At 61.1% G+C, this 25,407-nt stretch carries 23 protein-coding genes and 1 tRNA gene; 11 read left to right on the forward strand and 13 right to left on the reverse strand.

All coding sequences use genetic code 11. The features are described from left to right. Window positions 1-1,518, forward strand: a complete 1,518-nt coding sequence (locus CTP10_RS37510; protein WP_058698215.1) for a replication initiation protein — start codon at window positions 1-3, stop codon at window positions 1,516-1,518. A gap of 173 nt (window positions 1,519-1,691) precedes the next feature. Further along, a tRNA-Ile gene (locus CTP10_RS37515) sits at window positions 1,692-1,779 on the forward strand. A 1,539-nt stretch (window positions 1,780-3,318) separates the two neighbouring features. Here CTP10_RS37515 and CTP10_RS37525 read toward each other — a convergent pair. The 13 genes from CTP10_RS37525 to CTP10_RS37585 all read right to left on the reverse strand — a co-directional run bounded on the left by CTP10_RS37525 (window position 3,319) and on the right by CTP10_RS37585 (window position 16,713). Then, window positions 3,319-5,046, reverse strand: coding sequence for an ATP-dependent helicase (locus CTP10_RS37525; RefSeq protein ID WP_058698213.1), 1,728 nt, complete (start codon window positions 5,044-5,046; stop codon window positions 3,319-3,321). 255 nt (window positions 5,047-5,301) lie between these two features. Then, the gene (locus CTP10_RS37530; protein ID WP_058698212.1) at window positions 5,302-6,147 is read right to left on the reverse strand and encodes a hypothetical protein; all 846 of its coding nucleotides are present in this window, start codon (window positions 6,145-6,147) and stop codon (window positions 5,302-5,304) included. A 57-nt stretch (window positions 6,148-6,204) separates the two neighbouring features. Next, window positions 6,205-6,822: a DUF4400 domain-containing protein gene (locus CTP10_RS37535; protein ID WP_058698211.1), complete on the reverse strand. Its 618-nt coding sequence runs from the start codon at window positions 6,820-6,822 to the stop codon at window positions 6,205-6,207. Window positions 6,823-6,825: 3 nt separating this feature from the next. Next, entirely contained in the window at window positions 6,826-7,119 is a 294-nt protein-coding gene (locus CTP10_RS37540) for a hypothetical protein (protein ID WP_233528063.1), read from the reverse strand. After that, window positions 7,094-7,600, reverse strand: a complete 507-nt coding sequence (locus tag CTP10_RS37545; protein ID WP_058698210.1) for a hypothetical protein — start codon at window positions 7,598-7,600, stop codon at window positions 7,094-7,096. Before CTP10_RS37545 ends, CTP10_RS37540 begins: the two co-directional genes overlap by 26 nt. A 7-nt stretch (window positions 7,601-7,607) precedes the next feature. Next, on the reverse strand, window positions 7,608-9,464 hold the full coding sequence (gene traD / locus CTP10_RS37550; protein WP_058698209.1) for a conjugative transfer system coupling protein TraD: 1,857 nt from the start codon (window positions 9,462-9,464) through the stop codon (window positions 7,608-7,610). Continuing rightward, window positions 9,464-10,723: a TraI domain-containing protein gene (locus CTP10_RS37555; RefSeq protein ID WP_058698256.1), complete on the reverse strand. Its 1,260-nt coding sequence runs from the start codon at window positions 10,721-10,723 to the stop codon at window positions 9,464-9,466. The genes traD and CTP10_RS37555 overlap by 1 nt, the downstream gene beginning before the upstream one ends. Next, window positions 10,723-11,772, reverse strand: a complete 1,050-nt coding sequence (locus tag CTP10_RS37560) for a type IV secretion system protein (protein ID WP_058698208.1) — start codon at window positions 11,770-11,772, stop codon at window positions 10,723-10,725. The genes CTP10_RS37555 and CTP10_RS37560 overlap by 1 nt, the downstream gene beginning before the upstream one ends. Then, window positions 11,769-12,506 carry a conjugal transfer protein TrbJ gene (locus CTP10_RS37565; protein WP_070940838.1) on the reverse strand — a complete coding sequence of 246 codons (738 nt, stop codon included), beginning with the start codon at window positions 12,504-12,506 and terminating at the stop codon, window positions 11,769-11,771. Before CTP10_RS37565 ends, CTP10_RS37560 begins: the two co-directional genes overlap by 4 nt. Window positions 12,507-12,517: 11 nt before the next feature. Then, a complete protein-coding gene (locus CTP10_RS37570; RefSeq protein ID WP_058698206.1) occupies window positions 12,518-14,971 on the reverse strand; it encodes a VirB4 family type IV secretion system protein in 2,454 nt (817 codons plus the stop codon). Further along, window positions 14,965-15,294, reverse strand: coding sequence for a VirB3 family type IV secretion system protein (locus tag CTP10_RS37575; protein WP_058698205.1), 330 nt, complete (start codon window positions 15,292-15,294; stop codon window positions 14,965-14,967). Before CTP10_RS37575 ends, CTP10_RS37570 begins: the two co-directional genes overlap by 7 nt. A 1-nt stretch (window position 15,295) precedes the next feature. Further along, on the reverse strand, window positions 15,296-15,643 hold the full coding sequence (locus tag CTP10_RS37580; protein WP_058698204.1) for a hypothetical protein: 348 nt from the start codon (window positions 15,641-15,643) through the stop codon (window positions 15,296-15,298). 17 nt (window positions 15,644-15,660) lie between these two features. After that, a complete protein-coding gene (locus tag CTP10_RS37585; RefSeq protein ID WP_058698203.1) occupies window positions 15,661-16,713 on the reverse strand; it encodes a CpaF family protein in 1,053 nt (350 codons plus the stop codon). A gap of 442 nt (window positions 16,714-17,155) precedes the next feature. Between CTP10_RS37585 and CTP10_RS37590 the strand changes: the two genes are divergently transcribed. The 9 genes from CTP10_RS37590 to pilP are packed head-to-tail and all read left to right on the forward strand — an operon-like array spanning window position 17,156 to window position 25,404. Then, on the forward strand, window positions 17,156-17,863 hold the full coding sequence (locus CTP10_RS37590; RefSeq protein WP_058698202.1) for a VirB8/TrbF family protein: 708 nt from the start codon (window positions 17,156-17,158) through the stop codon (window positions 17,861-17,863). 16 nt (window positions 17,864-17,879) lie between these two features. Further along, window positions 17,880-18,779, forward strand: a complete 900-nt coding sequence (locus tag CTP10_RS37595) for a TrbG/VirB9 family P-type conjugative transfer protein (RefSeq protein WP_058698201.1) — start codon at window positions 17,880-17,882, stop codon at window positions 18,777-18,779. Then, window positions 18,779-20,008 carry a TrbI/VirB10 family protein gene (locus tag CTP10_RS37600; protein WP_058698200.1) on the forward strand — a complete coding sequence of 410 codons (1,230 nt, stop codon included), beginning with the start codon at window positions 18,779-18,781 and terminating at the stop codon, window positions 20,006-20,008. The genes CTP10_RS37595 and CTP10_RS37600 overlap by 1 nt, the downstream gene beginning before the upstream one ends. A gap of 4 nt (window positions 20,009-20,012) precedes the next feature. Next, window positions 20,013-20,795 (forward strand): transglycosylase SLT domain-containing protein, encoded by a 783-nt coding sequence (locus CTP10_RS37605; protein WP_058698199.1) that lies wholly within the window; start codon window positions 20,013-20,015, stop codon window positions 20,793-20,795. After that, window positions 20,792-22,057 (forward strand): TrbG/VirB9 family P-type conjugative transfer protein, encoded by a 1,266-nt coding sequence (locus CTP10_RS37610; RefSeq protein ID WP_058698198.1) that lies wholly within the window; start codon window positions 20,792-20,794, stop codon window positions 22,055-22,057. The genes CTP10_RS37605 and CTP10_RS37610 overlap by 4 nt, the downstream gene beginning before the upstream one ends. Next, complete coding sequence (locus CTP10_RS37615) at window positions 22,057-22,491, forward strand: lytic transglycosylase domain-containing protein (protein ID WP_058698197.1); 435 nt, start codon at window positions 22,057-22,059, stop codon at window positions 22,489-22,491. Before CTP10_RS37610 ends, CTP10_RS37615 begins: the two co-directional genes overlap by 1 nt. A 28-nt stretch (window positions 22,492-22,519) precedes the next feature. Beyond that, window positions 22,520-23,062, forward strand: a complete 543-nt coding sequence (locus tag CTP10_RS37620; RefSeq protein WP_058698196.1) for a toxin co-regulated pilus biosynthesis Q family protein — start codon at window positions 22,520-22,522, stop codon at window positions 23,060-23,062. Then, window positions 23,059-24,720, forward strand: coding sequence for a type II secretion system protein GspD (locus tag CTP10_RS37625; RefSeq protein ID WP_058698195.1), 1,662 nt, complete (start codon window positions 23,059-23,061; stop codon window positions 24,718-24,720). The genes CTP10_RS37620 and CTP10_RS37625 overlap by 4 nt, the downstream gene beginning before the upstream one ends. A 15-nt stretch (window positions 24,721-24,735) precedes the next feature. Next, the gene (pilP, locus tag CTP10_RS37630; RefSeq protein WP_081050309.1) at window positions 24,736-25,404 is read left to right on the forward strand and encodes a type IV pilus biogenesis protein PilP; all 669 of its coding nucleotides are present in this window, start codon (window positions 24,736-24,738) and stop codon (window positions 25,402-25,404) included. The last annotated feature ends 3 nt before the right edge of the window (window positions 25,405-25,407 follow it).

Genomic DNA, 25,407 nt, shown 5'->3' on the forward strand with positions numbered 1-25,407 from the left:
ATGGCAAGCAGCGTAGCAAAGCGGGTGACACCACTACAGTACGCGCTCGACTTATTCGTCGAGATGGCGCCCGCACAGACAGCCATACATGAGGTCGCCACCGACAAGGATATTGGCTACCACAAAAACAAGGTCTTCGCTCGCATTGTCGGACTGGGGATGTCCGCTCGCCGGTTTGTCGACGCTGCGTACTTTATCGTGGCGCAGGAACCCGAGGTCAAGGAAGGCTACGAAGTCTCGCTAAGCTTTTTCAAATGGCTGATGCGCTATGACAGCAAGAACAGGAAACACTTTTCGAGCGTTATTCGCAGCGTGAAGTCGTCGATGCTCGAAGTGACCAGCGCACCCGTTGTGTCGGTGGACGCGAGCGGCCGTCTCCTTGAAAGCCCCGGTGCGGCACATGACGGCGACGAGACTGACAGCGATGCCCGCAATCCTGATGTCGATACCGTGCGGGTCTCAGACGAAGAGGGCGACTGGCTCGAATTGATCGGTCGGGTCAGTGTGAGGGACGGACGGATTCGATTCCGTGTCCCTGTAGAGCTTCAACGGCTCATCAAAGACCCGGAGAATTCGTATTGGACGAGCCTTCTGGTCACGTCGAAGTTCACGCTCATCTACGCTCGCGCCATCTATGACCACATCCTGCCCAACGTATCGGACGAGCGGACGGACTGGTTGCCCCTCGATGTTGTGCGGAATCTACCGGGCAAGTCATGGGCCAATAACGCGGAGTTCAAGTACTTCAAGCGTGACTACCTTGACAAAGCAGTAAGCCAAATCAACGAGCTTTCCGACATTGAACTGTCCTATGAGACCCGTGCGGGGACACCCCGGTCTAGGAAGAAAGACCAGATTCGTTTCCAGATGAAGCGAAAGGATGCCGCCCTGGCGTCCAAAGCGGCCATGCTTAATTCGGTGGCGCTCTTCCAGGCATTGGAGAAGGAGTTTGCACTGACTGACTCTCAGTTCGAGCGAATCGCGGATAACCGCAGCGTCTGGACGGATGAGAGGATTCAGCAGGCTATCGAATACGTTCGATGGCGTATCCGTTCCGGTGACAAGGTCAAGCGAGCATCAGGCTATTTGTTGGATGCAATCGCAAACGACTATCGCGTTTCCGAAGCAGACAAGGAAGTTGAGAGAGTTCAAGCCAAGCTCGCAGACAAGGCTAAGGAGGAAGTCGAATCGAAGTCTGCTGCGCAGACCGCGGTCGCGGCGAGCGTTGCAGCGGCAGACGCCGCCGCAGAGCGTCGCAGGCTGGAGGAAGTCCGCGCGGCTCGAGACTATTTTGAGAGCGCCGAGATGACGACCCGTGAAGACCTAGTCCGTAAGTTCGTCACGACGAAGACGATTGGGACGCGAACGATCGAGCGTCAAGGTCTCAAACCTGCGGACATAAACGCAAAGAACATTATGGAGCGACCAAATATTGCCACTTCATTCTGTTCATTTGTGGCCGGTGAGCTGAGGAAGGCTGCCCGCAGCCGTGCGAATAGTCAGGACAACGTTCTTTAGTGACGGAAAGCCGGCCTAACGCCGCGCAGCGTGGACCGCGCTCACCGGCATCAAGCGGTATCGCGTGACAAATTAGGCCACGGCGGCGTCCGCTCTATTGCGGGCCGGCCCCCACCAACCTCGGCTGCACGCATACAATCGCCGCACCTGGAAGTGCAGGTGCGCAATACTCAGGGCCGGACGCCGTGCTGGTTGCAGGCAGCGGACTCATAATCCGCCTCCGAGAGGACACCGTGGGTTCAAATCCCACCCGGCCCACCAAATGCGCAACGCCGATGCCCTCATTAAGCAGGCCGACTGAACATGTTGGAAGGAGGTCTGCCACCGAGGATGCCGCGAACTTGCTCAATAGCGGCCTGTGCCATGGCCGACGATGACCGTTTCGCTGACGACGGCTGGGCTAGGGCACGCGAGAGCCCAGTCGCAGCTCTGTCCATCTCGATCAGCCAGGCACGCGCTTGCTCATGCCCTAATGAATTACGGCGACCGTTGGCCTCGGTGATCACAATCGACGCCGAGTCGACCTCATAGATCCGACCGTCGGGTGCAGACACCCGTCGCCCACGGTATCGCTCAATGAGTTGGGCAACCTCCAGCCGGTCTTGTGCCGCCTGCGCGGCGGTTGCGCGCCTCTCGTCTTCTTGGGCCTTCCGAGTTTGGACGACATGCCTATAGTCTATGGGCCTTCCGAGGAGAGACTTGAGGTAGGCGAACAGCTCTCGTCCCCGGAGTGGACCAAGAAAGTGACCCGCTGCCGAAACAACGTCCGACAGTCGGTGGCCGGCCTCCCTCGCGAGCCGCATCAAAAGGAAGAGGGCGGACGTCGTCAGCTCTTGGTCACGCACGAGAGGCGCTAGATCAATGGGCACGGCCCGATCATCAATTTGCACAAACTCTCTCGGCCCCGAATGTTTCTTCGTAGAAGACTGGTTGGGGTTGTTTACGCCACTCACCGGTGCGAGACATGCGGAGCTGGACCGCGACTCATCGGAGCCCGTTCGAGGTTCTGGGTGCCCAAGCTCCCGGCTAGCGATCCCGATGCACTGTAGCAACTTTGCGGTGAACCCGATGCGCCCGACAACCTCGAGTTGCGTCCTCGTGCGTTGCTGCCTTTCACGCTCAATAAGCCCGGCGTCTTCAAGTGCGCCAAGCGCCCGATAGACAGTGGCCTCGCTAATCGCGAGGTGCTGCGCAATCGTTGCCTTCTTTATGAAGGCGAGCGAGGTGGGATCCTTCTGGTTCAGGGCGAAGCGGATGAGCGTTGCCAAGACTTGGCGATTGGTGATGTGCAAAGCGCGGAGCCCATCGGACTCGTAGACCAACGCGATCGCTCTGAGAATCCGCTCCGGCAGCCGGCCGGCATCGCACCTGGCTGGCTTGGCTTGCGAACCGTGGCTTTCGACAGGGGCCGGAGAGTGCGGCGCACCGCCACACGTTGTTGTTCTTCGGGCAATAGGAAGCCCGTCGAAGCGATATCTCATCTTCTTCGATCAATGCGCAAACTTGTGGGGAGCATTGACAACGAAGGGTGGGCTTCATAAACTCAGACTGTCTTGTTGTTGGACGAGTCAAGAGGGTTTTGAAGCCCGCTACGCCTTTTGTCAATGCCGATTAAAAGCCTGGAGCATGCGGACTCCAGGCTTTTTTCGCTTATGAGGATGCCTACGGGCTCAACAACCCCTCCTTGAAATCCGAGTGCCACCGCTACGCACAAAAATGAAGTGCCGGACGGCTATGGCACGCGCGATGGCAGGGAGCTCGCAACCATCAGACGCCACGAACGATCGGTTGCTTAATAAATCAAGTTAGCCCGGCTTCAACAACGAACCGGGACGTGGGGTTCTTCTTTGCCGTAGAAATCTGCAGCCAGTCGCGGGCGCGCGTGAGGGCAACGTAGAAAAGTCGCCGCTCCTCACTCTCCGGACTGGCTTCGTCCGGAACGATGGTTTCCTCGGCCCGGATCACAACAACAGCCGACCATTCGCGCCCCTTGGAGGCATGCATGGTCGTCAGCACCAAGGCGTCGTCGGCCGGCTCGTTATTCTTTTGGCGCAGAAACAGCACGCGTTCCGAGAATGGACCGTTCAGCCGCGTCAGGACGTCATATGCGGTATTGATAGCGCGCTTGCCCGGCTCGTCCGCCACAAACTTGAGCATCCATTCGCGCACGCCATCGAGAACGAGGGAAAGGAACTCGCGTTCACAGAGCGCTTGCCATTCCGCCAGCTTCTTCAGGAAATCGCGATACTTGTCGACTGTTGGTTCTGCGATCCCGGCCTGCACCAGGTCCTTTTTTCGCGGAATCGATCCCTCCGGCTTCGCCGTAGTCTGCGTGTGTAGCAGCTGCAGCTCATGCGAGCTGATTCCGGCGAAACCTAGCAGGGCATCGATGCCAGAGCTCTTGGACTTCTGAATCAGTTCCAGCAGGTCCCCCATCAACGCTGCCTCCGGGCGATCGAGGATAGAGCGGCCGGTTGCCCGGTAGTACTTGATACCGTGCGAGCGGCAGACGGCCTCCAATGGATCGAGAATGCGGTTCGTCCGCGCCAGCACGGCCGCCGTTTTGCCAGCCCGCAAAACCGGTGTCAGCGCCTCAACGGCTGAAACGGCTTCCTTGTACTCGTCCTCAAATCGCTTGAACTCGATAGCGCCGCCAGGCCCGCGATGGGCTACCAGCTCCTTCAGGATACGGTCCTTGTTGTTTCGAATGACACGATCCGCGATGTCCAGGATCTCAGTGTGTGAGCGGTAGTTCTTCCCGAGGATGACGGACCGTGCGTCGAACTCTTTGATGAATACCTCCATGCCCCGAAATCCGAGCGCACTTCGAAATCCGTAGATCGATTGATCATCGTCCCCGACCACCGTCACTATCGAACCGGCCTCCGCGTGCAGCGCCGTCCAGCGTGATTGCAAGCTGTCGCAATCCTGGTACTCATCGACCAGCAGGTACGTCATACGGTAGGGCGCAATGGTTCCGCTTTGCATCCCAGCTACAGCCAACCGCAGCATGTCCTGAAAGTCGATCTTGCCGTTCCGGGCCAGGGCGCTCTGATAGGCCTCATACAATTGAGCCTCCACAGTTCCTGAAGGCGGGTCGGCCAGTTGCATCTTGGCGCGCTCAATCGCAGCGATCGCATCCTCGACCTTCCCATCAAATCCCCCTTCCTGCAGGATCTGCCCGACGATAGCGAATCGAACGCCGTCGTGGACGATATCGGTGAGCTTGCCGGTTCCCTTCCCGAGTTGCTTATAGGCCAGCGAATGGAAGGTGCCCGCGAGCAGTCGCTTCTTGGCATCGGCCCCGGCTAGCGCCAGGATACGGTCACGCAATTCGACCGCAGCGTCCTTGCTGAACGTTACCGCGCCCACCGTCACGTCTGGGTTGGCGAGCAGCACGGCTGCCTTCGCCGCAATCGTCGCCGTCTTTCCGGCGCCTGGCACGGCCACGGCGACGCAGTGCTGACGCAGGTCGACCACCTCGCGCTGGGCGGGGTTCAGTCCTTCCAATACCTTTTCGAGCGACATGGCGATCGCAGTGTGGCAGTAAGTGGCACTTGGTGCCGGTTCAAAACAGCAAGTACCCCGAAGTGGTACCTCGGGGCAGATGTCGACGTCTGTTGATACGTTCGAAAGTGAGATCATGTCTCACGTGGTCCCACTAGCCATCACCAAGTGGCACTGCGTCCCACAGAGTGCCAATCCTCTTACTTCTAAACGGAGGGTAGAAACTAGGGCTTGGTGGGACTTGGTGTGACTGAGCGGGACCGTGCAGGCGGACAGTCAGACGCCGCGAACGGTGGTCATCAGCTTCAGGTGTGTCGTATAGCAGCGGAGGCCGAGCGGCTGGAACTTTCGCAGGAACCTCGTGACCTCGTCATTGACGTCCGTCATGTCGCGGATCCCGTTCCAGACCATGAAATCGAACTGGTCCATGGTTTGGTCGAACTTGATGAGGACCTGAAGCGCTCGGACGGCAAAGCGAGAGTAGGCCTGGACCTCCAGCTCGACGGACGGCCGCGTAATCGTCGGTTCGAAAACGATGTCGTCCTTGGCCCGCATCTCCTGCTCGCGTTGCTGGCGGTAGGCGGTTGCGACGCGCAGCTGCTCGTCGACATAGTCCTCGAGCTTTGCCAACTCACGCTCCAGGAACGTTTCGATGGTCGATAATTCGCTGCGCGAGAAGGTCGACTGACCGAAGCGCTGCAGGTTGAGCGACATGCGGTTCATGTACGGCCACCATTGCTCGAACAGCGGCCGCAGTCGGGTGTGATTCAACTTCAGTCCGACGGCCACGACAGCCGCGCCAGCGAGCTCGCGCTCGAGAATTTGACGACCCAGTTCGCGACGCCGGCGAACGATGGCTTGGCGGTCTGCCGGCGAGAGTTCGCGGAACAGCTTGCGGGTGCGCTCGACCTCTGCCTTCTTCTTCTCCAGGTCAGCCGTTGAAATGATGCCTTCCTTCCGCAGGGCGTCGGCAGACGCCTCCATCTCAAGCAGCTCCGACTCGACGTCATCGGGCCGATCCGCGGTGCCGGCAACGTCGACCGCAACAGCGGCCAGTGGCTGATCAAGCAGTTCGCTGACCGTAGCGGGCAGCTCGGCAGGGATTAGATCGGTAGTGGTCATAATTTCTCCTTGGATGGCCAGCCACTTGGCCTTTGGCATTCAGAAAGATGGTGTCGACTACTTGCCGACATGAAATGACGCCGCAAGGCGCCAGCTGAGCAAGCCGACCAGGCAGACGCCTAAGGTCCACCAGTAGGCCAGCAGGGAAATCGGAAGCAGCAGGGCGGATGCACCGAAGCCGAAGCACAGCAGCAAGCCATGTGCGGCGACATGGAACGTCACCGGGTTCGCGAACCCAGCGCCGGCGGCTCGGATCCTTCTCGACACGGCGCCGTCGTTGAGCAGCGCAGCAAGCAGCACCATGCCGCCAAACAGCCAGTAATGCGCAACCGCCGACCGATAGACCGCTCGATAGATGGTCAACCAGAAGTGCCGCATCCAACCACGCCCAAATTCGGATGCGCCGGCATCGGGTAGCGCCGTGTTCGCATCCGAGCCGGAGAACGATGCGCGCAACGCACCAGACCGGACAAACCATCGATCAAAGCGGTCGTTAGCCAACATCGTTGCCTTGTCCGCCTTGGGCTGTCCGAGCACATGTTCAACCGAACCCTGTTCCGCTTCACTCACTTCGAATACGGCATCGTCCTGTATGAACGGAGCGATGGCACATATCATCAGCGGCGCGGCTAGCATCCACATCCGAACATGGGAGACGAATCGACTGTTGGCCATGGCTCAGATCCAGTGCAGAGCGAGCAGAACAGGCAGCGCAGGGATCGCAGCGAGCGCGCCCCAGAACAATGCCGGCTTACGCGCCGCAATGCCAATCAGCGCGAAGCACGGGGCCGCGTTGCCGAGCAGGAATGCGCTTGGTATCGGGGTATCCGCATTCCCTGCGGAAATCCACGCCTGCATTTCGAACGCGAGTGCCTCGTCGACGCGAAAGAGCCGTGCGGCGATCCGCGGCTGGGTCTTGCGCAGCGAAGCGAGCGATTGCCTCGCCTTAGTATGCAAAGTCTCGAGCGACATCGTAGTTCTCGAAGTAGCGGGTAAAGCTGTACCCGGTCAGCACGCGTGCGGCCAACTGGAATGCTGCGCATCGCTGCGTCACATTCCCGGGAACTGGTTCGTCTACCACCTGGCAGACGTAGCCGATGGGCTGGCGTTGCTCGAAAGAGGGGATCGACTCGTGATAGGGATACCAAACGTTGTACTTCTCGCCCTTGAATGCGGCGTAGCGCTTGGCGTAGAGATCGTGGGCACGGCCGAACAGACCTTTCATGAAGGCCGCGTTGGCGTCACCATGCTTTCGAGCGGCGCGCCAGGCGGCGATAGCGTCTGTTAGCATCTCCTTGACCAACGGGTCTTCACGCACGCGGAAGTTCACGCCGATGTATTCGACTACCCGCGTGCATACGTCGTCCAGGTCTGGCGAGACGATGAAAACGGGCGAGAGCTTCGCGGAGAGTTTGTATTCCTTGGCGATTTGTCGGAACAGGCTGGTGCGCATTGACCTTTTAACCTTGGATAATTGGAATTCGACCCTGGTAGACGGAGCCACCGGAGATACGCAGGAAGTACTGCAGGTTGGGCAACTGCATGATCAACTCATGCGGAATCAATGGCGCTTTCTCAAGCTGGGTCGAACGTGACACGGAACCGCTGAACTCCCCGACATGCGCCTCGGTGCCAGTGCTTGTGCTGCTCGACACCACGACATTCCGGATGGCCGTGGTGCCAGCCTTCTCGCAGAACCACTCGGCCGTGTCGATATCTTCCAATCGTAAGACGAGCTGGTTGTTCAGATTGCCTAAAACCTGCTGCATCTTCGCCACGTTTCCCAGTTTGGCGGTGAAGTCCGAGCGTGTCTGGTAGGCGACGAATGCCTTGAAGCCTGCGCCACGGCCCTTGTTCAGGATCTGCAGCATCTGCTCGTTGATCGCCTCGGCTGCCTCGTCGACGATCAGGACGATCTCTGGAGGCTTCTTGTAGAAGTTGTAAATGGAACCGGCGACGGAAGCGATGTCGGCTAGCAGCATCGACATGACAGCCTGGGCCACCATAGAGTTGGAGAGCGAATCCGCACCGACATAGAGCACCGCCTTCTGCTTGATGACCTTATCGATGTCCCAGATCTCACGGTCATCGTCGAAGTCGTCTGCCTTTGGCGCCAGCATGAGGCCCGTCTCGCCGGTGGCCAGCATCTGGAGCAACGGCAGGGCAGAGGCGATGATGCGGCCGTAGTGGTCCCGATCGTGCTGGAACGTGGCGATGAGGCCATCGATAGCCTCGTGGCCATTCCCCTTGTCGGAGAAGCGCTCGATGTAGAGCCGGGCCATCCCGTCCAAGCGCGTGCCGCCTGGGCGCTGGCCGGCCTGTTGCATGTAGCCCATCACCTCCTCTTCCCAATCCGGCTTGCCGGCTTCAGGGAAGAAGCGCTGCAGGGCCCGATCCAGAAGATTGTTAATGCCGTTCTGGGCGTATTGAAGGATTGACCGCAGGTTCGGCTTGTCGCCGACGTAGAGTTCGCCCTTTACCGCGCGGTCGATGAACAAGAATGCGAACTGGCGGAAGGGTCCTTCCTCCATCAGCTGGGCGATGCGAGTTGGGATTTCCGAGGGTTGAGACCAATTTTCTAACGGGTTCAGGCGGATGGACTGCGAGGGAGCGGCCTGCTTCCAGTAGAGAAATTTGCGCCCAGTGCGCTCACACTCGCGCTTGACACGTGCGACCCACTCGCCGTCATTTTTCGGGTCGATGACGATTAAAACGTCGTTGGGATTGTGGATGACCTGGGTCGAAATGACCTCGTAGGTCCGGGTCTTGCCTGAGCCGGTCGTCCCGCTTACCGATGTATGGCCGGGCATCGCCTTGTAGTGAAAGGGCACCTGGATCTTCTTCGGCTCCATGCCGTGTATCCATGATTTGCCCTGGGGCGAATGGTCGGCAATGCTGCCCGCAGGCGCGAGCAGTTTCTCGACGCGCTCCACTATAGGCTGCGGCAGCCACCGCGGCAAGCCGGGAATATCGCTTGACGGCATGCGAAGGATGTCGTGCGCGATCTGGCAATGCTTCTGTGTCCACTCAAAGCCAGTGCCAAGATACATGGCATCGTCGGTCTTTCGTATGCGAGCGCTCAGCGCGAGGAGCGCCTCGATCGGAAGGACCGCAAGCCACTTGGTGGAGATGGCCAGCCGAAACTTCAGCGCGCGCCAAACCTGTGTAGACCGGAACAGCAGCATGCCAACGCAGAACAGGGAAAAATACCCGGCGCTCGGCATATCGCTTAGCAACATCAAAGCTGCGGCAAGAAGCCACCCGATCGCGGCCCGGAATTCATAAATGGGCCGAAAGTGATTGATGTAGTGGTGCATCACTCGCTGCTCTCTGGGGATTGCGGAGGGGACGCAATGAGGTTCGCCACCTTGTCAACCAGAAGGATGTCTTGGCCGACGATCTTGTAGAGCAGCTGGAACTTGCGAAGGTTGTCGATGAGCGTCTCGGACGCGATGCCGTAATTGCCGAGCATGCGCTTGCTAATTGCCAGCTTGTTATCGACCCACGATACTTTCACCTTTCCCGCTGACACGTCCTGTGCTAGCGCCCTGAAGAACTCGCGCATCAGGTTGGACGCACCCTCCAAGGCTTCCTTGAAGGGGTCGGCAGCCTGATCGGGGCGCAGCGACTTGGTGCCGTCGAGTTGTACGATGCTTCGCGCTACCTCGCGTTGCGTGCCTTCGGCTGTCTCGGCTTGAGACTGGGCTTCGCCAGTTCCAGGGCCTGCTTCCTTCTCCATCTGCGACACCACCACGGTGCTCGCGTTCTCCGGGCCGGGTGTCGAATCGGCTTGCGCCGGTGCTGGTGGGGCGGGTGCCTTGATCTGGGTCGAATCTACCGCGGCGGCTAGCGCTTCGACACTCGGTGCAGGCGTCCTGTCGGGCGCAAAGGCGGCGCGGCGGGCTTTGATCTCGAACTGTGTCACTGTGTCGATGGCCTGCCGGACAACCTTTTGAAGCAAGGTCTCGAGTCCGGTCGGTCGAGGCTCGGGGTTGATGGCGCCAAAAAGATCAGCGAGGACCTGGCCGTCGAACTGTGCGAGCCGGTCCGCACCAAGAATCTCGCGCGCCAGCAACGCGGTGCGCATGCGCTCCAGTGGGAGCACCGCATCGCGACGGGTGACGCGATACGTGTCATCGCTTAGCCACGGACCGAAAGCTCCATGCACGGCGGGGATCCACTCCGCCCCATCCCTATCCCGAAAGAATTTGAAGTGTCGGCATGACTCATCAAGGCGGGAGCAGCAGGCGGCGAGAAACAGCGCATACAGGTATTGCGGTTCCAACTGCCTGCGCCGTTCGGACGTCTGATTGGCCGCGAACTTTTGTGCGCCAGACAGGCGCATGGCGAAGTAGGCCGCCTCAACCGTTGCCCGGAACGCACCACCGGCCTCGGCGTGCTCGTTGTGGCGCAGCGGCATGCTGGAGAACCACGTCGCACAACGCTCCAGCACATCAAGCCACTTGCTGTTGAAGTCCGCGCCATCCGCTTCGTTGGCGTACTGTCGGATGAGCGCGACGCGGTCTGCCTGGGAGGAAAGGAGATCGGAAGCGGAAAGGTGAATGTGAGGGGTCATCATTTCCCTGCCAACTTCCTGCCGAGGTTCCAGGCTCCGCGCCCAAACATCTTCATGCCACCGGTGCCACTCACCCCGCCACCAGTTCCGAAGAGAGATCCGGCGATCTTCGGAATCTCCAGCGCGACAAAGCCCAATAGGATGGCAATACTGAGTGCGTAGCTTGCAGCAAGAAGCGTGTCCGTGCCGATGTTGCCAACGTCTGAGACGATGCTGAGCAGTGTGGCGCTCACCAGCTGAGAGATGATGGCGGCGACCACCATATACATCGATCCTGTAACCATGTAGTCCAGCCACGCTGTGAAGTATTTTCGGGAGACGTCCGCCATGCCAAATGCGACGGCTAGTGGGCCCACCACGATGCCTACGGCTACCTGCAGGTGACCCACCAGAATGAACCACGAGTAGATCAAGGCCGCAATCAGCACCGCAATGAATGCCAAGCCGAACAGAATCGCTGAGACGACGGCATCAATCAGTTTGAGTGGGTTGGCGAACCCCGCGAGTAGTGTCCTCAGCACGGAGTCGTAGAAGCTACCTCCGGTCCTTGCCAACGAGATTGGGACGTTGTAGATGTCTACCCCCCCGTTGATAGCTTGGGCGAGATCGTTGAACCAAACAAACAGCCCGGGCGCAAAGCTGGTGTAGCTGGCGTAGAGAGACGCGAAGATGCCAACTACCAGAAAGGTCTCAAAGAGATCCGTCCACGCGGATACTGCGTCGCTCGTTGCCGCGAATCGTAGGCCGGCGAAGACGAGGGTGATTACCCCGAGTCCGAATGCGATCTTGTTGGCGTCAGGTCGCGTCCGCTCGCTGAGCCAAACTGCAGCCTGGATGAGCCCGCTTCGCAGGCCGTTCATCTTGTCCAGCGCCTTCTTGATGCCTTGACCGACCTCACCAGGTGCGCCAGCACTTGCAGCCGTGGCGCTATCCCCACTGCTGATCGCTTCCTGCGCGACGGCAACGCAGGAAAAGAGGGTGAGGAAGCTGAAGACGAGCGCGGTGAGCATCGCACAGAGGCTGTGTCGGATCAGCGAGGCGTGGCTCATTTCAGGTTCAGGATGCGCTGACGTTGCTGTTCGCGTTCTGCCTGCAGCCGGCGCGCGACGTCTACCGACTCGGCCTCGACGGCCAGTGCCTTTTGATCCTTGTCGGCGTCTGACTGCGTCTTGGCGCTCATGATCTGCAGCAGATCGGAGTTCTGGTTTGCGAGGACATCCAGCATCTCATTCGTCGCTTCGGCAGCAGCTTGTGCCGTTCCAGTCAGCTTCATTTCCTTCTGGATCTTCTGGCGTCGCTTCGCCTGGGTCTGCACGTTCTTGACGACGCTGTTGCCCAGGTTGAACAGGTTCTTCGCGGTCTTGTCGCCGTTGGTGAGAAGCGTGCGCTGATCTTCAAGCCACTGACCGCTGGATTTGCCGGATGCGGCCACCATGCTCTGAACCTTGCTCAGGTAGTCGGCATTCTCGGAAACCGTGCCATAGAGATCCTTCAGCGTCACGCCGTAGACGTCGTATTTGCCGATGTCGTCCTTGATGGCGTCCAGCTGTTCAGCCAGGTGCACGGGGTCCATGCCGGTGGCCTGCAGCAGCTGGTTGGCCATCATCCGGTATTGATAGGCAATGTTTGTGTTCTCGTAGATCTCCGTTTTCAGCGATTGCAGGGCGGTCCGCGTCGTCTGGACCAGATTGGCCACATCGATAACGGGAAGCCCGCTGGCGTGGGCCACCGACGAAACAAGAAGGGATGCCGCGACCGCGGCCTTGATGAACCACTTGTTCACTGGAACTTTCCTTAGACGGATCGCGCGAGCATTTCGCGCACGTAGCTTTGCTGCCAGTCGGGTGCACCCGACGCGTAATGACGATCAAGAATCGATTGCGCGACACCATCCGAGCGCAACATCGCCACCATCTCGTCGGAGAACGGGCTTTGCAGCATCCGGGTCTGGGAGCGCGTGATCCACAGATAGTCGCGATTCGGTACTGCATCGTTGACCATCTGGATCTGGTCATCGGTCAGGCCGAACTTCTCCTTGTAAAGGTCCTTGCTGGTGTTCGCCTGGCTGTTCGGTAGGTAGATGAAGTTGCCGACGTTCTCTTTCAGGATCTCGAAGTCGGCAACCCGGGCCAGTTGTTTGAGCGATTGCGTCGCACCCCAGAGCGCCGCATTGAGCTTGCGGATGGTCACGATCCACATTTCGAACCGCTCGTAGAACCGTTTGTTGGTGAAGAAGAAGCCCAGCTCTTCCACCTCGATGATCGTGTATCGCGTGCCGAGGCTCTGGCTGATGCGATAAAACGCATAGTCCATGAACAGCGCGCCCGCCCGCGGATAGTTCAGGAACAGATCCCCCATCTCGATGGACAGGTTGTCGCTGATCTCGAACGCGTCTTCGGCATGGTCGAAGAAATGCCCGTACTGTCCGCCTTGCAGCCAGATTTGCAGACGTTCCCGCAAGCTGTCGTGCAGCAGCGTTGCGAGCCGGCCCAGGGTCCAGCTCTCTCGCCCATATCCGGCAAGGATTTTCACTGCCTCGAAGATATCCTGGCGTTGCTGGGGTGAAAGCGTGAAGGAGTCGTCCTCAATGGCCAGCGTCACCCACTCGGAGACGTAGGTGAAGTTCATAGGATCGGCCAACAACGACAGCGGATTGACCCGAGTCGCCGCTTCGAACTTGCCGGTGATGTCGATGAACTTCCCGCCACTCAGGAGCGCCGTGATGCGAGTGGATCTGTCCTTGTCGAATCGGATGCGGCGAGCTTCGTGCCTGCCAGCCTGGGAAACCAGGAAGTTCAGGAACACGGACTTACCCGCACCGATTGGGCCAATGACGATCAGGTGGGCATTTCCACCGGGCTGGTGCAGGTCGACACGCTGCGCGGTGCGATGGCGGGTGGGCAGGCAGGTCAGCGGTGGCACTTCCTTGCCTGCCTTGTCCGAGAGCCAGTCGTTGCGCGAGGGGCCGGGCATGACCGATCGGACCGGGGCGAGGTCGGAAACCGCGGGCGTCTCGACGAACTGCAGTCGGCGCTGCTTGTCCCAGCGGCCGGGCAGGGTAGAGTTCCAGGCGGCCATCAGATTGGCTTTCTCGCGGATTGCCCCGAAGCCAGCGTTGGTGAGCGCCCCAACCACCTCGCTGACCGAGTCCTCGACGGCCGCCTCGGAATCACCGTAGACGATGATGGAGATGTTGGCAAAGCCGTGCTGCGTGTTCTTGGCCGTTAGCCGCTGGAGCGCTTTGCCAGCTTCCTTGGCCAGTTCCTCGCGGCCCTCGTCGTTCTCGGCCTCTTCCTTGGCGAAGTACTGCTTCAGGATGGAGCGGATGTTGAGCGCTGCCATCTTGTAGAAGCGCCTCACCTTTTCGATGTAGGCCGCAGCGCGAGCCGTGTCGAGGAATCGATACATGATGCAGACATCGAGCTCGGCGTCGAGCTGCATCAGGCTGTCCAGTGCCGCTTCCTGAAAGCTCATCCATTCCTTAACGGCGACGATTGCCGCGTACCGCTTGCCATGGGCGGACTCGAACAACAGGCGCTCGGCGCCGACGGTCACTTCGGATTCGGTCAGGTGGGTGTCGAGCAGCGTCACCGGGTAGCGAATGCGCCTCGGCGGAACGCTCGGATTGGCAGCCTGGTGCAGGGCGGCGTAGCTTTCCTGCATGACAAGGCGGCGCGTGCGCAGACGCGGCACGCCGCCGGTGAAGGCGTCGAGCATCGACTCGAAGCGACGCGCATCGGTCGAGATCTTCTCCAGATCAAAGGCAAAGGCGCTGCGCGCGAAGAGCGTGTCCTTCGTCGCCTCGAAGATCGCCGCGTAGATGGACTTGCCACCGACCGTCATGTGGAAACCGGCCTTGTCGAAGAACTTCGCGATGCCGCTCTCCGGCGTGTAAGCGAGTGCCAGCGAGTGGGCATTGTGGAAGTACTTGCCGGTCGTCATGTGCGCCCGGTTAAGGGCGTCCAGACGCTCGTCGGCCTGCGAGGCGAACTCTCCTTCAACGTAGTCGCGAGCGCGCCGATGGCTGATCTTCCACCACGCGGTAATCCGGTTGTCGAACGTACGGCATGCCTGGTCCAGCTGATTGCGCGCAGACGTGATGTCATTGCTGTCGGGGCTGTCGGCGTCCACACCCTGAAACGCGTAGGAAGCGAGTAGCGACCCATCCTTGTTGAGGACGAGTTCCGGCGTAATCGATGTCAGCCACGGCACCAACTCATAGAGGGGACGGCGCTTTAACTTCAGCATGGCAGGTCGCTGTCAAAGCCGTAGGGACGGCGAAAGAGGGTATGCAGCTTGCCGTGCCACGGGGTGGACTCGTACAGATCGCCGTAATGGTTATAGACGTTCAGAATTTGGTTCCACCATGGATCCCGGGTCGTGAGCCAGCGCAAGAGCGCATGAAACGCCATGCCCATCAGCACCACCGCGACGGGGATCTTCCAGCCGCTGCGGAACGTCACGTACACCAGCAGAGCGACCACCGTGCCGTTGGCGATGGCCAGTCCGCGCACGGCCCCGCCGATTTGGCGAGGGCGGGATAGCCCAATGCTGACGTGGTGTTCGCGCATATCAGAATCCGGAGCACTGGGCAGCAACGCCGAGCGTCTTCATGATCGCCGGGGCTGCAGCGGCAAGACCGATACCGATACAGATCACCGAGACGAACTTCATGATGGTCGACTCGGAGTTGGCGATACCGATAGCGCCCAGGACGATCAGGATCAGACCGGCGACAAAGAGGTACTTCGTGTTGATGAACGTGGCGATGCCGCAGATGAATTCGCCGAGGTTGCCGAGGAACCCGTAGTCGGCCGCGACGGCGGATGTGGCCACGCTCAGCATGCCGACCAGGACCAGCATCGACGGGGCGTACTTGCGCGCCGTCTTGGCGGCACATTGAACAAACGGGGAAGACATTGGAGAGACTCCTTGGTTTAGAAAACGCGTTCGATGTCGTAGTCGTTGTTGCGGAAGCCCTTGATCTCGATGATTTCCGAGACGTGCCGCATTTCGCCGGTGCGGCGCATATGCACCACGTAGTTAAAGCACTCAGCGATGAGCTTGCGCATGTCATCCAGTTCCCAACGAGAGCCTGGCGGGATGCCAAGCATCGCCAGGCTTTCCATGCGGGAGAGGGCCGAGCGGGCGTTGTTCGCGTGTAGCGACGCCATGCCGCCGTCGTGACCCGTGTTCAGCGCTTGCAGCAGGTCGAACGCCTCCCCGCCGCGGACTTCGCCAACGAGGATGCGGTCGGGGCGGAATCGCAGGGCGAGCGCGACCAGCTGTTGGGTGGTCACGTTCTTGTCGGTGTTGGAGAGCAGGCGGACCGTATTGGGTACCCGCGTTTTGAGTTCCATCGTGTCCTCGATGGTCAGGACACGCTCGCCGTCGGGAATGTTCTCGACCAGTGCGTTCAAGAATGTGGTCTTGCCGGAAGATGTGCCGCCGGCGACTAGGATGTTCTTCCGCTGCAGGACAAGCTCAATGAGGGCATCCTTGAGCGCTTCATCTTCGACAGAGCCCGTGAATATGGGCTGATCGGTGTGTTTGCTGCAGGCGTGCCGGGACGAGAAGGCCCCCGCCTTCACATAGTCGCTAAGAGAGAGATTGGTCTCGCGGTGCCGGCGGATGCTCAGCGCATGGCCGTCAATGGCTGTGGGCTGCATGACGGCGGCGATCCGAAGCCCTTTGTGGCCCGCATTGATGATGCCTTGTGCGGTGCCCCGCACCGCAGACTTCTGCACCGAGGAAGCCAGGGAGCGAACAGCACCTTCCAACTTTGCGGGCTCGATCCTCACGTCCAATCGCGTCATCTCGCCGCGCCGCTCCACCCAGATGCTGTCGTGCCTGTTGACCATGACCTCGGCCACATCGGACGCATCGATGTAGGCGCGTATTGGCGCGAGCGATTCAAAGAACATCGCGACCGCGCTTTCTTCGAGCTGGCTGAGTTGCAATATGGGGTGGTTGGAGACTGAGGATTCCATGCCCGCTATTGTTGGCGGGCGATGTATCGTGTGGCGCGTTGAAAGATATACGACTTTTGCCAGCTTTCTACGGTTCTTCGGCACGGCTCTGATCTGAGCCAACGCCTTGGTGTGGTGCGAAGAGGAAAGTCTGAGCATGCTCATGCTGTTTTCGCGGAAAGGGATACCAAAACCATCGGCTTTCCGGGTAATCCTCCTTCGGGGCAGTTGGATATAGGGTGCGACGGGAGAGGCAGCATCAAACGACGCCTCTAGCCGGCTCCCAAAGCCCGTCGCAGGATCCAGGCGTCGCTACAGCGTCCGGAGGTCTCTCAAGTGTCCTGCGTGATCTGGCGAGATCGCGGAGATTCTCGGAAAGCCGCGCAAAATCGCATGGCTTTCTGCGACCTGAAGGGGTGACTTCACTGCTTAAATTGGCGGCATCCCAAAGGACTGCCGCAGCATGCGCTTCTTCCGCAAAGATTCCGACAATGCCAAGCCCCTCGCCGTTGCGCCAGGGATGTATGGCAATGAAAGCCCCGAGCAGCTGATCTTCGATCGCACCACAAGAATCTCCGTGGAGCGCAACCATTGGAAGGTCGCAACCCTCGGCCTGGGCTGCATTGCGTTGGCGGCGATCATGACGCGTGAACCGCCGCCTTCGGTCGTGAAGGCTGTAGGCGTGTCGGCGGATGCGAGCGGCAAGCCGATCGTGCGAGAGCTTGAGGCGTTCCAGCCGGAAGGCATTCAGTTGCAATGGGCCCTCAAGGATCTCGTGACGCGCTGGTTCACCATCGAACCGATCCTGACAACCCAGGTCGAGGACTCACGGATGGCGCGCAACCTGCGTTCTGTCCGCGAACAGATGATCGGATCCTCTCGCAAGCAGTTCGAGGATTGGGTGGCAGAGGATGAACCGTTTCGGCAAGTCGGTGCGTCGGCAACCCTTGTCCGCGAAGTCAAGGTAACCAATGTGGCCGTCCTGCCCGACAGTACCGTCGCGGTGGAATTCATTACCACCACGACGGAGGACGGCTACAAGCCGCGCAAGATGCGGTACGCGATGACGTTCCGCTACCAGGTAAAACCGCCGACGAGCGACGCCGTGCTTGGCACGAATCCATTCGGTGTCCATCCCGTTTTCTTCAGCCTCCAGAAATCGCCGGCATGAAGCCGGGTCTACGCTCATGGATATCCGCAAGTCATCCCCGCTGAGTTCCCTGGTTGCCGCCGCTGTGATGGCGCTGACTCTTGCCATACCGGACGCGCACGCCGCCGATAAGCCGGTGCGCCGGGTCGGCGCCAGTGTCGCGGGCCTCGGCATCGGCGACATTAGCGACGCCATGAACCCGGCCAACCCCTTTAACGGCGGCGTAGAGCCGATCGCGCTGCCGGGTGACTCCCGCCTCGTCGTCTTTACCTACAACCGCGACCAGATCTTTCGTGTGCTGAGCGCGCCGCTGAAGATGACCACGATCGAGTTCCCCGAGGACGAGCAGATCGTTGGCGAGCCGGCGTGGGGTGAGAGCGTTCGTTGGGACTACGAAACCGATGGCCTGAACCATCTGTACGTGAAGCCCCAAGCGGCGGGTCTGGTGAATACCCTTTCAGTGAACACCAACAAGCGCAGCTACGAGTTCACGCTCGTATCGTCGCCGTTGGGCGGCATCTTCTACCAGAAAGTGCGCTTTCGTATCCCCACGACGTTTGCGGCCAAGGCCAAGGCGCGTAGTGATGCGAGAGGCGAGCGGGGCGAGGGGAGAGCTGATCTGGAGGGCGTTCGCAATCCGGATGCCCTTGCCGTAGGGCCTGAGCAGCTCAATTTCGAGTATTCCATCTCGGGCAGCGCCAGCTTCAAGCCGGAGGCAGCCTTTGATGATGGCAAGGCGGTGTGGCTGCGGATACCGAAGGGCGCGGACTGGCCGGTGCCGCTGGCCAAGGACGGCAGCGACTATGTGGTCGTGAACTTCATACGCCGTGGCGACTTTCTGGTCGTACAGCGGCTGGCGGAAGCCATCGCCCTGCGCTCCGGGAGCGAGGAGGTCAAGGTCGAGCGCGGTCGCCGGCGCATCCTGGGGCTGTTCTGATGCGCGATCGCACATCGTCCACCGGTGTCTCCGATGTGACGGATGCGCAGGAGCGCACCGTCAAGGGAAAGCTGCCGCGCAACATCGTCATGGCGCTGGGCGTGATCGCCGCCTTGCTGGTGGGCGGGCTCGGCTACTACTTCCAGTCGGTCAGCGAAGAGCAGTCCGATGCCAAGGCCGAGCAGGATCGGGCGGAGCAGCTGCGCCAACGGGCCAGCAGCGGCGACAACGGGCAGACGCTCGAGGCCACGATTCGTGATCAGGCGGCCAAGGCGCGTGCTGAAGCGGAGCGCCAACGCGCACTGGCAGTGAAGCCGGACACAGGCAGCGCGCCAGTGATGACGGCGAAGGATCTTGCCGCCCCGGCCAAAGCTGCAGCATCCGATGCGAAGAAGAACGAAGAAGACGATATCTTCACGGCCTCGATCTTCAAGAAGGGCATGCGCAAGTCCCAACTCGGGCAGGCCAAGGTGCCGGCCGGGCTTGCTGATCTGACCGATCCCGCGCAGATGCGGGCGCTGCAGCAAGCCGCCGTGGCCCGTGCCAGCACTGCCAACGGGGCGCCGGAAGCGCCGGAACTGGCCGTCTCGCCGGACAAGCAGTTTCTCCGCGAAGCAGGTGCCATGACGACCTTGCGCACCGGCTTCGACGGCAAGCTCCCGAAGTGCACGCTGAGCCGAGGCTTCGTCATCCCGGCAACGTTCGCGGGCGGCCTCAATTCGGACAAGCCGGGCGAATTCCGCGCGACCGTCTCGCAGGACGTCTACGACACGGTGAATGGGCGGTGCAAGGTGATCCCAGCCGGCAGCACCCTGGTAGGTGCCTACAGCGCCGAGGTCACGATCGGCCAGGAGCGCATCCTCGCCGCGTTCGTCCGTATGCAGTTGCCCAATGGGAAGACGGTGCCCCTCATGGGTATGCAAGGGGCGGACCCAAACGGGCACTCCGGCATCAGTGGAGACGTCAACAACCATTTCTGGAAGATCTTCAGTGGCGCCCTGGTTATCGGTGTCCTTCAGCAACGCTTTAATGACAGCAACACAGCCACAACCGTGGGACCGTCTGGCCTGACGACGTACGGCAATGCTGCCGGCCAGATTGCAGCGCAAACCGCATCCACCATCCTGAACCGCAACCAGAGCATCCGTCCGACGATCACGACCGAGCCGGGCCAGAAGATGATGGTGCAAGTCAAGCACGACATGGTGCTGGAGGCATATCGTGACTAAGACCATGCTCGCCCTGACCACGCTGGTACTCGCCGGCGCGGCACAGGCCGCAATGATTCAGGCTGTGATCAGCCCGAACGCCTTGGTAGTGCATGCCGATGGAAAAGACCGGCTGCACACCATCGCCGGAAAACCGGTCCTGTATTGCGGCCTCGACGCGTTTCTAGGCTGGTCGGCCAGGCTGGTTGGCGCATTGATCGAGCCCGGGGCCGAGGAAGGTCCAGTCGTCCAACTCGGCGGGAAGGCCGTGCCGATCGCTGTCCTCCTCGCACGCGAAGGCTGGCTGCGGCCGCCCATCCTCACCGAAGCAGCCCAAGAAGCGCTCGCGGAGCGCCGTGGCGGGTGGGGTTGCGCGCCGAAGACCGAGCCGTTTTCTCAGATGGGCCAACGAGTCGATCCCAAGATTACGGCTGGCATCGCGATGAATGAATCGGCATACCGCGGCCGCCCTTGGCCGTGGACCTTGAACGTCGCGGGGCGCGGCATGTTCTTCGCCACGCGCGAGGAAGCGTACGCGGCGGTCAACCGCCTGCTGGCCAGCCAGCGCTGCGATTTTGATGTCGGTCTTATGCAGGTGAACTGGTGCTATCACGGCAAGCGCTTCTCGTCGCCTTGGGAAGCGCTCGCACCGGCGACCAATATCCGCGTAGCGGAGGACATCCTGGCCGAAAACCTGCGGCGCAGCGGCTCCCCGATGAAGGCCGTGGCCTGGTACCACAGCGCCAATCCGGAGCGCGGCGGGCCGTACTTCGCTCGTTTCATGAACCACGTCGCCCAATTCCGATGATCAGGTCGCTTCTTCTCTCCGCGCTGGTGTTGATGGCGAGCGCTCACGCAGCGACCGACACCGAGCCGCTGGACTTCGATTACCAGGTCGTTGCGCGGGCTGCGGATCGGCCTGCCCTGATCTTCAATGACGGGCTCTCGACGTATATCCAACCGCGGCCGGGCCAAGTGGTGCAGGCTGACGGTGCCGCGCAGAACGGCCCGTACTGGGTGGTCGATGGTGTTCCCGATGTGGTGCGCTATTCGGCCAACGGCCAGGCGGTCGTGGCGCGTTGGAAGCGAGCCAACGGCTTTACGTCCGAGCCGGCCAATCCGCTGGGCGATCTGCCGCGCGCGGCGATCTCGGGCAGGCTGGCTTTGATCGGCAGCTATACGGGCTTGCCACTGGTGCGCGCGGGACGGTCGTCCCTGCCATTGGCGCAAATGGTCAAGTCTATTGCGCCTGCCGGTTGGACCGGCACGGCGCAGAAGGACATTCCGCTGACGGATGACGTCTCGATTGAGCTGCAGGGTGGCGAGAACTGGCTCCAGGCGCTCGCGCGGGTCCTCGATCGCCGCGATCTTTACGCCGAAGTGGATTTCACTCGCCGCAACATCGCACTGCGCGTTGCGCCTCCGAAGAGCTTCTCGGTGATGGGTGAAGCGTCGGCCGCGGGGACGGGTGGGCTGGTGCAAGCTTCTGCGACAGCAGCCCATATGGAGCCGGGCGGCCCAACAGAAGCCGCAGCGTCGGTGCCGGTGGCCGGAACGCCTTTGCCGGAGGGCCCGACCCTGGCATCGGCCTTCGGTGCCGTCGCAATCCGCGACAACAAGCAGGGTCGCATCGAGATTCGGCTCGAGCAGGAGCCCAGGGACCTGGTGTTGCGCGACGAGACCGATAGCAAGATCTGGACGAAGTGGGATGAGGCCCAGCGCGTGCTGTCCTTTGCCACCGTCGACCGGTTTACGGCGATAGCGGACGGAAAGTCCGTGAGTGTGCAGCGCGTGCCGGAGATTGACTACGTCTTCCCGCGAGAGAACGGCGCCGGGTTGGAAATGGCTTTCGAAAAGGACGGCACGACCTACCTGAGCTTCGCCAAATCGATGGTCAGCGTGTCGGTCTTCGGCGATGACCACCAGCGCAACGGTGAGCAAAAGGACCGCTACTACAAATTCAACGGCATTGCGGCGCGATTGACGGTGATCGCCGACGGAAACGTGGTCTACGTGGATCGCGTGCCGCAAGTGCGGTTCAAAGAGCAACCCGGGAAGGTGGCGCTGTGATGATTCGCAGGATCGGAGCGCTGATCGTCACCTCACTGCTGGCTGGGACTGCCTATGCCGACTGCCTGGACGATGCCGCCGTATTCCACGGTGTCAGCCCGCCGCTGCTGCGGAGCATCGCCATCCAAGAGTCCGGCATGAGGCCGTGGGTGACTAACCGAAATACGAACGGCTCAGAGGATATTGGGCTCTTGCAAATCAACTCGATTCACTTGCCGCGGCTGAGCAAGTACGGCATTACGCGGGCCCACCTCTTCGATGGCTGCGTGAATGCCTACGTCGGCGCCTGGATTCTGCGCGAGAACATCCAGCGCTTCGGCCCGACATGGAAGGCGGTTGGCGCATACAACGCCGCGTCGCCCGACAAGCAGTTGCGGTACGCCAACCAGATCCATGCCCGGTGGCAGGCGCTGCAACGTGCCGCATTGCGGTAGTCCATTCCGTTCATTCGAAAGCATAGCTATGCGCCAATCCAACCGAACCATCCGCATCGCCGGGGCTATTGCCTCGCTGGTCACCAGTCTGTGCGTCACGCCGGCCGCCAACGCTTCCAAGGCACCCAGCGCGCATCCAGCACAACAACTGTCGAGCGATGGGTGGCAGTCGTTGCAGCCCGAGCGCACCAGCAAGGCCGCCGGCGGGGAGGCACTGCTGGCCGCTGTGTCGCCCATGAGGACCACTGTAACAGGCAGCGCCGTGTTGGGCTCCGGTGACACCTCGCCCGCTGCGGCGGCCGTCGCGCCGGTGGCTCATGAGTTCAGACTCCTCAAAGGGGAGCCCCTCCAACAACAGCTTCAAGGCTGGGCTACCCGGGCTGGCTGGACAGTGGCATGGAACGTCCCGGACGGTTGGATCGTCCCCGGCGACAAAGCTTACGGCAGTGACTTCGAAACGGCCGTCAAGCGTGTCGTCGAAGAGCTCGCGAGCAATGGTGCGGACGTGGTCGGCGATAGCTGGCGCGGCAACCGCACGGTGATCATCAGCCAAAACGGAATAGTGCAATGAGTATGCGAAGGAAACGCTTTACGGCGGCTGCCGTGGCGGCCGCCACGTTGATGTCCGGCTGCGGCGTGATCGAAACACGCAATGTACAAACTGCGATCGGCAGTGAGGCCAACGCGCACTATGCCGATGCGCCGCGCAGCCGGCCGGTGTTCCGTGTGCATGAGGGCGCATGGCTGATGGGAGAGAAGGTTCGCGCAAGCAAGCCACAACCGGACATTTACAGCAAGCATGTGGTGTTCAAAGGCAGCATCGGCTCGCTGACCGAGGCCGCCAACTGGATCGCGCAAAGCGTCGGTGTGCGCGCCACCGTGGACGCGTCGGCGCTGCCAGTCATCCCGGCTCAAGTACAACCGGCATCCGGGCCACGACCAAGTGGGCCTATCCCGATGGGTGGGGCTCCGCGTGTGGTGGACCTGGGTGCTCCGCTGGCCGGCGGAGCCTCGGTATCGGCGAATGGCGCAAGCATGGCGCCGGCATTGCCGTTGACCCTGCGCTATGAAGGCAATTTCAAAGGATTTCTGGAGGTGCTTGAGGCGCATTTTGTCGCGTGGTCTCGCTATAACGACGGCACCGTGACGTTCTTCAGGACCGAGACGCGTACCTACATGCTTCCGAGCCTTGCGGACTCCTCATCCATGGCCGGATCGATCACCACCTCGGACAGCAGTTCCGGCGGCATGTCCGGTGCCAGCAGCAATGGCAGCGGTGCTGGCGGGACCGGCGCGGGTAGGAGCGGTCAGTCGACGAACATGTCGGTCGAGATGAAGCCCTGGGAAACACTCCAGCACACGGCAAAGGCGGTTGCCGGCGCCAGTGCTGAGGTCGTTGTTGACAAGAACTTGGGCACTTTGACGGTCACTGGCGACCCCGTACAGTGCGATCGCGTCGAGCAGTTCGTGAAGAGCCTGGCTGCCATGTATGGCAAGCAGGTTGCCATCGATGTGCAGGTCTATGAAGTCCGCGTAACGCGCGAGGACAACTACGGCCTGAACCTGTCGCTCGCTTACCAAAGCTCGAGCGGCCACACCGGCGTCTCCTTCAGCTCGCCCAGCACGCCGACTATCTCCGGCAGCGCCTCGCCCATGAACCTGGGCGCAACGATCATGAGCGGCCCCCTGGCAGGAAGCAAGGCCGTGGTCCAGGCGCTCTCCAGCCTCGGCAACGTGTCGCAGGTGGTGTCGCGCTCAGGCGTCACCCAGAACGGCAAGGTGCTCGCCCTGCAGACGGCAACCCTGCAGGACTACGTGCCGCAGTCGCAGACGACGTTGGCAGCGAATGTCGGCTCGACCAGTTCCATCCAGACAGGCACCGTGACCTATGGCTTTACCAGCGCGTTCCTGCCCAAGGTCGTCGATGGCCGGATCCTGATGAACTTCGATATGACGTTGTCGGACCTGCTTCCGCTGCAGCGGTTCAACGCAGGCGGCGACGCGAATCAGACCAGCGTGCAGCTGCGCACCATGCCGACCAATCGCTTCGCGCAGTCGGTAAGCCTCAAGCCGGGCGAATCCCTGGTGCTGACAGGCCTGCGCAATCAGAAGGCAGCGACGACCAACAACGGCGTCGGTGAGCCATGGATGGCTGCTCTTGGTGGCGGTGTCGGCGCCACCAGGGGAGACACGGTCATCGCAATCGTGATCTCGGCTCGCCTCCTGTAACACAGAGACAACACTATGCAGAAACGCGCATTGAATCTTCGTTGGGCTGCGGCTGCCTTGACCATCGCCGTTGCTTGTCTGTCGGCGACCGCCACGACCACTGCGGCTCTCGCGTCGCCCAATCCGGCTGCTGCCGCAGTTGCCTCAGTTGGGGCTGCCCACGTGACCTCGCCCCCGGCTTCCAGTCCGACGGCGAAATCGGTCACGGATCCTACCGCAGCGATCGCTGCAGCGAGTGCGACTGCAGGCACCACTGCAGGCGCTCCGGTCGAAGCCACCCAGCCGTCTCGGAACACGGATGCGCCGGAGCTGGCCACCCTGCAGTCGCAGCTCGCGCTGTGGAAGGCCCGTGCGGAGATCGCCAAGTACAAGGCGGAAGTGAAGCGCGCGGAGGACTCGATCACGGCCGCACCTGCGGGGGCGCCGCAGCCAGGCGGGGCACCTTCAATTTCGCTGACCGGTCCGATGCCGACGGGTGGGGCCAGCCCAAGGCTGTCAGATGGGACACGCCTCGTGTCGCTACGCGCCTTCGACGGCCACTACAACGCCATTCTCGATGTCGACGGGCGTACCGTGCCGGTTCAAGCCGGTGACACGCTGGATGGCGGCTGGAAGGTGGTGAGCATCGATGACGCCGGCGTGAGGCTTGCCAACGGCAAGCGCGTGCGCACGCTGAGGCCCTGAGCC

The sequence above is a fragment of the Cupriavidus sp. P-10 genome, assembly GCF_003402535.2.
GTDB lineage: Bacteria > Pseudomonadota > Gammaproteobacteria > Burkholderiales > Burkholderiaceae > Cupriavidus.